This window comes from Nitratidesulfovibrio liaohensis, assembly GCF_011682075.1.
Classification (GTDB): domain Bacteria; phylum Desulfobacterota; class Desulfovibrionia; order Desulfovibrionales; family Desulfovibrionaceae; genus Cupidesulfovibrio; species Cupidesulfovibrio liaohensis.
On sequence record NZ_VSMK01000068.1, the window covers coordinates 1 to 7,645 of the forward strand.

A 7,645-nucleotide genomic window follows, 5' to 3' on the forward strand; every position below is an offset into this window, starting at 1 on the left:
GCAAGGCCCCCGTGACGCCCCCGCCACCTTCGGCCGAAGGGCCGCGCCATCGCGCGGCGCCCACGGGGCATGGCCGGTCATCCCGGTCCCGGCCCGCAGCACTGCAACCAAGGCGGTCTGTCCTCCATGTTCGGCATCGGCAGCACGGAACTTCTGGTCATCATGGTCGTGGCCCTCATTGTCCTCGGCCCCAAGAACCTGCCCAACATCGCGCGTACGCTGGGTAAGGCCATGGGTGAATTCCGCAGGGTTTCCACAGATTTTCAGCGCACGTTGAACACCGAGATCGAACTCGACGATCACGAGCGCCGCAAGAAGGAAGCCGAGAAGGAATTCTTTGACGACAAGGCCAAGGCAGAAGCCCCCAAGGCGGAACAGTCCAAGGCCGATGGCGCCAAGCCCGCCGCCGAAGCCCCCACCGAAGCCGCCGGTAAGAACGCATGAGCCAGGACGACAAGGACGCCGCCAAGGCGGAGCCCGTGTCCGAAGGCGACCGCGAGAAGCGTGCGGCAACGGGCGAGTCGGACACCCCGGCACCGGAAGCGCACGCCCCGGACGCGCACGATCCGGACGCTGCGGAACGCAACGCCTGGGAACTGGACGCCATTGATGCCTGCGAGCAGAAGCCCGCAGGGCAGACAGACCCCGATGCCGGGCTGGCGTACGCCTCGTGCGGCGCCATCGAGGAAGCTGCGGCGGACGCTCCGGCGCCTTCCGACGCCCCCGCCAGTGATGCGCCGACCACAGGCGATGCTCCCGGAGCCGACCCGGCGGATTTCGCTGCAGCGGAAGTCGAACCGGGCGAGCCTCGCTCCGTCGAGAGCGTGATCGCCGCCGCCGTGCTGCCCGACTACGAGCCGGACGGCTCCGACGTGCCTCCTGCCGCCAGCCAGGACGCCGGGCAGAATACCGCCCAGAGCGCTGACCAGAACGCGGGGCATGACGCCTCCGACACCCCGCCCCCGGATTCCCCTTCGTCCCCGGACGACACCGCAGCATCCGCCGCCACGGAAACCGCCGTGGTCTCCGCCCCCCCGCGCGACCTCAGCGAGGCCGTGGACCGCGCCAGCAAGGAAGAGGAAGCCCCTGCCGAGGGTGGCCGCTCCATGACCCTGCTGGACCATCTTTCCGAACTGCGCGTGCGCCTTGTGCGCAGCCTCATCGCGCTCACCGTGGGCTTCTTCGCCTGTTACGGCTTTGCCGAAGAGCTGTTCAACTACCTGATGCTCCCTCTGACCCGGGCGCTGCCGTCCGGGGCCAAACTGATCTACACCGCCCTGCCGGAGGCGTTCTTCGTCTACATGCAGGTGGCGCTGGTGGCCGGGGCCTTCCTGGCCAGCCCGTACCTGTTCTTCCAGATATGGGCGTTCATTGCGCCCGGCCTGTACGACGAGGAAAAACGCCACATCATCCCCATTGCCTGCGCCTCTGCGCTGTTCTTCGTGTCGGGCGCGGCGTTCTGCTATTTCCAGGTGTTCCCGTACGCCTTCGAGTTTTTCGTGGGCTTTGCCACCGACACCATCGCGCCCATGCCCAAGCTGGACGAGTATCTGGGCTTCACGCTCAAGATGCTGCTGGCCTTCGGGCTGATCTTCGAGATGCCGCTGTTCGCGTTCTTCCTGTCACGGCTTGGCCTCGTCACCGCACAGTGGATGCGCAAGACCCGCAAGTACGCCATCCTCGCCATCTTCATCGTGGCCGCCATCCTTACCCCGCCGGATGTTTTCTCGCAGATGATGATGGCGGCGCCCATGCTTGTGCTGTATGAAATAAGCATTGTCGTTGCCGCCGTGTTCGGCAAGAAGAAGCCCGGCGCGGATGGTGAGGACGGCGAGAATACGGAAGAAAAGGACGGCGACGCCGAAAAGCCCGGCCCCGACACCATCGTGCAAGGCGATTAGAGGCGCGCAGCAGTCCGCAAAGGTCCAGACATGAACCCAGCACCCCGGAAGGAGCCCGAGATGAGCCAGCGCAGCGCCGCCGTGTTCCGCGAAACCAAGGAAACCTCCATCCGCCTCGACCTCGTGGTGGACGGGCAGGGCCTTGTCAACGTGCATACCGGGTTCGGCATGGCGGACCATGTCATCACCCTGGCCGCGTTCTGGGCCGGATTCGACCTTACCCTGTCCTGCACCGGCGACCTCGAGATCGACGCCCACCACACCGTGGAAGACGTAGGCCTGTGCCTGGGCCAGGCCCTGGCCGAAGCCCTGGGAGAACGCTCGGGCATCGCCCGCGTGGGCTTTGCCCGCGTACCCATGGACGAGGCCCTGGCCGATGTTTGCATCGACATTTCCGGTCGCCCGTGGCTTGAATGGCGCGGGGACGACCTTCTGCCGCCCGTCATCGCCGGGCAGGAACGCGACCTGTGGCGCGAATTCCTGAAGGCGTTCGCCTCGGCCGCCCGCATGAACCTGCACGTCTCGTTCCTGTATGGCAGGAACGGTCACCATCTGCTGGAATCCGCCGCCAAGGGGCTGGGACTTGCCCTGCGGCAGGCGGTGCGCCGTGACCGCGAGACGCTGCTCAGCACCAAAGGGAGCCTAGACTGATGCGTACCCATCGCGGTTTCATCACCTTCCCGGTGTCGAGCGCGCTGCTCGCGCTGCTCGTCCTCACCCTGCTCATCGCCCTGCCCGGCTGCTCGCAGCGGCAGCGCGGCCCGGCCCCGCTGCCGGAGGCCACCATCGGCGTGGCCGCCTTTACCCAGCCCACGGCCATGGCCGACCTGCTGGCCGGGTACATTCCCGAGGACCAGCAGAAGGTATCGGAAGAAACCTTTGCCGACCTCGACCGCACCTTCGGCGACATCCTGCGCGGCGAAACCAAGCGCGTGTACAGTTTTGCCGCCACCAAGCCCTCGCTTTCGCCCCAGGCGGGCGGGCGCACCGGCGGTCGTCCGCAGGCGCTGGCCTACTGGGTGGAAGTGGGCCGCAAGGCCGAGGTGGACTTTCTGCTGGTGCCCCAGGTCGTCGACATGCGCGAGCGCAAGGGCGGCGACATGGGCGTGACCGAGTCGGCCAGCATCATGATGGATGTCTTCCTCATCGACGTGAAGGGCGGCACCCTGGTCATGCGCTCCAACTACGACGAAAAGCAGATGGGCCTTGCGAACAACCTGCTGGAAGTGGGCAAGTTCGTGGGGCGCAAGGGCAAGTGGCTGTCGGCCCTTGACCTGGCCAAGGAAGGGATGCGCAAGGCCATCAAGGAGTTTGGTCTGTGATCCTTTTCCCCGCCGTGGACATCAAGGATGGCCGTTGCGTGCGGCTGCGACAGGGCCGCGCCGACGCGGAAACCGTGTTTTCAGACGACCCGGCCGCCATGGCCCGCCACTGGCAGGACCAGGGCGCCAAATGGCTGCACGTCATCGACCTGGACGGGGCTTTCAGCGGCATGCCCGCCAACTTCGAACTGATCCGCCGCATCTGCGCCGACCTTTCCGTGCCGGTGCAGCTTGGCGGCGGCATCCGCGACGAGGCCACGGCGAAGGCCTATCTCGACGCCGGGGTGGAACGCCTGATCATCGGCACCGTGGCCCTGGAGGAACCGGAACTGTACGCCCGCCTGTGCGCCGCCTTTCCGGGGCGCATCGGGGTTTCGCTGGACGCCGAGGGCGGCAGGCTGAAGACCAAGGGCTGGGTGGCCGATTCCGGCCTGACCGTTGACGATGTGCTGCCCCGCCTGCTGGACGCCGGAACCGCCTTTGTCATCTACACCGACATTGACCGCGACGGCATGCAGACCGGGGTGAACCTGGCCGCGCTGGAAAAGCTGGCGGGCATGTGCCCGGTGCCGGTCATCGCGGCGGGCGGCGTGGCCACGCTGGAAGACGTGCGGGCGTTGTACCCGCTGACGCTGACGTCCAGCGTGGAAGGGGCCATCACCGGTCGCGCGATTTACACCGGCACCCTCGACCTGCACGCGGCAATGGAATGGATTGCGGCGCAGTAGTCGAGGTGCACCGAGTGTGCACGGTTGGAAATTGAAGTGTTGAGCGAGGGGGCTGCGGTAACGCGGCCCCCTTGTTGTTTGGCGTGCGTGTGTGGGGAGAGGGGGGGGAGGGAAGAAGAGAAGTGTCGTGCCCTATTGGACCCGGCTTCTACGAAGACAGTTGCGCCTCGTTGACCACGCCCGATCTCGTTATGCCTCCGGCGGGCAAGGGGAAGGGGCGTGCGCTGTTGCACCCGGCCTCTACGAAGACCGTCGTGCCCTGTTGACCACGCCCGATCTCGTTATGCCTCCGGCGGGCAAAGGGAAGGGGCGTACGCTGTTGCACCCGGCCTCTACGAAGACCGTCGTGCCCTGTTGACCACGCCCGATCTCGTTATGCCTCCGGCGGGCAAGGGGAAGGGGCGTACGCTGTTGCACCCGGCCTCTACGAAGACCGTCGTGCACTGTTGACCACGCCCGATCTCGTTATGCCTCCGGCGGGCAAGGGGAAGGGGCGTACGCTGTTGCACCCGGCCTCTACGAAGACCGTCGTGCACTGTTGACCACGCCCGATCTCGTTATGCCTCCGGCGGGCAAGGGGCCGCTAAGCGGCAGCCCCTTGCAACCCCGCGCTCCAGGGGGGCTTCGCCTCCCCTGGACCCCCGGCGTCTCATGCGCGGCGCCCCATCGGCGGCAGCTTCCCTTCGGCGCAGGGCGCCTCCGGGTGATCTGCCGCCGGTGGCGCCAATGCGTACGTCGCTCTCGCTGGCGTGGCAAAGCTTGGGGTACTTTACCCACACCCCCGTCGCGACGCATGTGCCGCCGTCAAAGCCCGGCGTCACACACTTCTACGCACGAAACGCAGACGATGAACACGCTCGTCACCATGTTACGGGCACCGGTCTCCTAAAAACGCACTCCCTTCGCTTAAGCACAAAAAACCTTCGCGCGGCGATACGCATCCGTAGCCGGAGATCGCCGCCGGAGGCTTTGCGACGGCGGAAGCTCCGGCGGTAACGGATGCGCGCCGCGACGAGGGTGAAGGTAAAGGCACCCTCGTTGTGCCATGCCACCGGGAGCCATGCGCACATCGCATTCCCGGCGCCAGATCGCCCGGAGGCGTCCTGCGCCGGAGGGAAGCTGGCGACGAAGGAATGCGGTGCAGGACTACTCGGGGTTCCAAGGGGCGGAGCCCCTGGAACGCGGGGATGCAAGGGGCCATCGTTCAATGGCCCCTTGTCCGCCGGAGGCATAACGAGATCGGGCGTGATCAACAGGGCACGACTGTCTTCGTAAAGGCCGCACCCGATCGCGCACAACATCTCTACCTCCCCTTTCTCCTCTCCCTTGTCCCTCCACCGCCCATACGCTATGCCATCCCCACGCACACTCACGGAGGACCCATGCCCGATTCGACCAAGCCTGCGGCCCCCGCCGCCGCCCTCCCCACCCTGCACTACCGTTACGCGCACACCTCCACGGAGGCCACCACGGGCTACTTCGCCTGCGAGCCGCCTGCGGACATGACCTTCGAGCAGGGGCTCGACCGGCTGGAGGCCGCCCCCCTCGATGAATTCCTGCACAGCCATCTGCTGCGCCTTGCCGCCGTGTTCCCCCCGGAACGCATGTCCGCCCTGCTGGACGGGCTTGACCCCATCGCCCGGCCCGCCACCGCCGCCCTGCTTCGCGAGGCGTGCCTGCTGAACCCCGATCTTTCCGGCCTGCTTGCGGCGGCTCCGGCCCCAGCGCCGCAAGCCCTTGCCGCCATCGAAACCGCCACCCCGCACATCGCCCTGCGCTGGCACGCCCAGCCCGATCGCGACCTGCATCGCGCCTGGTGCGAGGTGTTCCGCGACAACATGCACAACCACCGCATGCTGCCGCAGCTCGAGGACATGGACATCCCCCCGCTGTACGACCCGGCGGAAATTCTGGACGGCCCGGAACGCCCGGTGGCAACCGCCGCCGACATCCGCGCCCTGCTGGCCATGGAGCCCCCGGAATCCGCCCCCTGGCAGCGCCCGCCATCGCACGAGACGGCATCCCTCGCGCTCGAGCGGTTGGTGGAAAACGGCATCATCGCCGGGGTCGAAATGCGCCACGAGGCGTCCCTTTCGCCCATCGCCCTGCTGCGCCGCTGGAATGTGGACATGACCGTGCGCTGCGGCGCGCTGGACTACACCCTGAAAGGCGAGGGCACCACCTACGGGCGCGGCCTGTCCCTGGCCGATGCGCGTGCCTCGTACGCCATGGAGATGGTGGAGCGCGCCTCATCCTACGTTTCCGTGGGTGAGGTCGGCGGAATTGGGGGCCAGCTCCATGTGCTCGACCGGGCCACGCCGCAGCCGCTGTTGCGCGCCCGCCTGTCCGAATTGCTGGCCGATGGCCGCGAGGTGCTGCCCCCCCACGCCATTCCGCTGGAGGCCCCCTATCAGGACCAGCCCCTGTACTGGCTCACCGGGCACACCCCCGACGACGCGGGCGGCACGCGGCCCGTGCTGGTGCCCGCGCAAATGGCCTATCTGTTCTGCAACCTTGACGAAATCGCCCTGTTCTCGGCGTCCGGTTCCACGGGCCTTGCCACCGGCAATATCATGGCCGAGGCCAAGGTGGCCGCGCTCACTGAAATCCTCGAGCGCGACGCCGAAGCCACCATGCCCTACGACCGCTCGCAGTGCTTCCGCCTGGTCACCGACGATGCGCGCCTGCAATCCCTGCTGGACGATTACGCCGCGCGCGGCATCCACATCCAGTTCCAGGACCTGACCACCGAATTCGGCGTGCCCTGCTACAAGTGCTTCGTGGTGGGGCCGCGCGGGCAGGTGGCGCGCGGCACCGGCGCAGGCCTTTCCGGTCGCCGCGCCGTGCTTTCCGCCATGACCGAAACGCCCTTCGCCTACCCCAACGGGGGCCCCTCCGGCCCCGGCGTGCGCGGCCTGCCGGAACGCAAGCTGGAAGATCTGCCCGACCTGACCCTGGAATCGCCCCAGCGCAACCTGGCGCTGCTGGAAACCCTGTTCGCCGTCAACCGCATGGCCCCCGTGTACGTGGAACTCACCCACGCCGACCTGGAATTCCCCGTGGTCAAGGCGCTGGTGCCCGGCCTGGAATCCACCGCCGACTTCGACACCTGGTCGCGCATGAGCCGCCGGTTGTTCCGCAATTACCTGCGGCTGCGGGGGTAGGGGAAAGAGAGAAGACGAACCGGGGAAGGGGAGGGTACTTTGAAAAGTACCCTCCCCTTCCCCGGACCCCATCCCCTCCCTCAAACTTTCTGGTAGGGGCGGATGCAGACGGCGCAAGGCCGCAGACGGGCAGGCTGGCGGCATGGCCGACAGCGGATGCCCGTTGAAATTTCAACGCCAAGGAGCCCGGTCATGCTGCACACGCCGCGCGCCCGCAGGGGCATGGTCGTCACCCCCCATCACCTCGCCTCGCAGGCCGGTCTGGCCATCCTGCGCGAGGGTGGCAACGCCGTGGAGGCCGTGGTGGCCGCAGCCGCCACCCTGTGCGCCATCTATCCGCACATGACCGGCCTTGGCGGCGACGGTTTCTGGCTGATCCACGAACCCGGCGCCCCCGCGCCCGTGGGCATCGACGCCAGCGGACGCTCCGGCGCTGCCGTGACCCCGGACCTGCTGCGCACAGCGGGGCATACGCACCAGATACCCCGACGCGGCCCGCTGGCCGCCATCACCGTGGCCGGGGCCGTATC

General features: G+C 67.4%; 7 protein-coding genes. All 7 read left to right on the plus strand.

Annotation, left to right across the window (positions count from 1 at the left end; translation table 11 throughout):
• Nucleotides 1–126: 126 nt before the first annotated feature.
• Nucleotides 127–444, plus strand: a complete 318-nt coding sequence (gene tatB, locus FVW27_RS03110; protein ID WP_167122663.1) for a Sec-independent protein translocase protein TatB — start codon at nucleotides 127–129, stop codon at nucleotides 442–444.
• A gap of 662 nt (nucleotides 445–1,106) precedes the next feature.
• Nucleotides 1,107–1,901, plus strand: coding sequence for a twin-arginine translocase subunit TatC (gene tatC / locus FVW27_RS21235; RefSeq protein WP_167122665.1), 795 nt, complete (start codon nucleotides 1,107–1,109; stop codon nucleotides 1,899–1,901).
• Nucleotides 1,902–1,961: 60 nt separating this feature from the next.
• Complete coding sequence (locus tag FVW27_RS03120) at nucleotides 1,962–2,552, plus strand: imidazoleglycerol-phosphate dehydratase (RefSeq protein ID WP_015946737.1); 591 nt, start codon at nucleotides 1,962–1,964, stop codon at nucleotides 2,550–2,552.
• Nucleotides 2,552–3,223, plus strand: a complete 672-nt coding sequence (locus FVW27_RS03125) for a hypothetical protein (protein WP_167122657.1) — start codon at nucleotides 2,552–2,554, stop codon at nucleotides 3,221–3,223. Before FVW27_RS03120 ends, FVW27_RS03125 begins: the two co-directional genes overlap by 1 nt.
• Nucleotides 3,220–3,951 (plus strand): 1-(5-phosphoribosyl)-5-[(5-phosphoribosylamino)methylideneamino]imidazole-4-carboxamide isomerase, encoded by a 732-nt coding sequence (hisA, locus tag FVW27_RS03130; protein WP_167122659.1) that lies wholly within the window; start codon nucleotides 3,220–3,222, stop codon nucleotides 3,949–3,951. The genes FVW27_RS03125 and hisA overlap by 4 nt, the downstream gene beginning before the upstream one ends.
• Before the next feature lie 1,382 nt (nucleotides 3,952–5,333).
• Nucleotides 5,334–7,115, plus strand: coding sequence for a YcaO-like family protein (locus FVW27_RS03135; RefSeq protein ID WP_167122661.1), 1,782 nt, complete (start codon nucleotides 5,334–5,336; stop codon nucleotides 7,113–7,115).
• Nucleotides 7,116–7,307: 192 nt separating this feature from the next.
• A partial coding sequence (locus FVW27_RS03140; RefSeq protein ID WP_208294596.1) for a gamma-glutamyltransferase occupies nucleotides 7,308–7,645 on the plus strand: 338 nt, incomplete at its 3' end.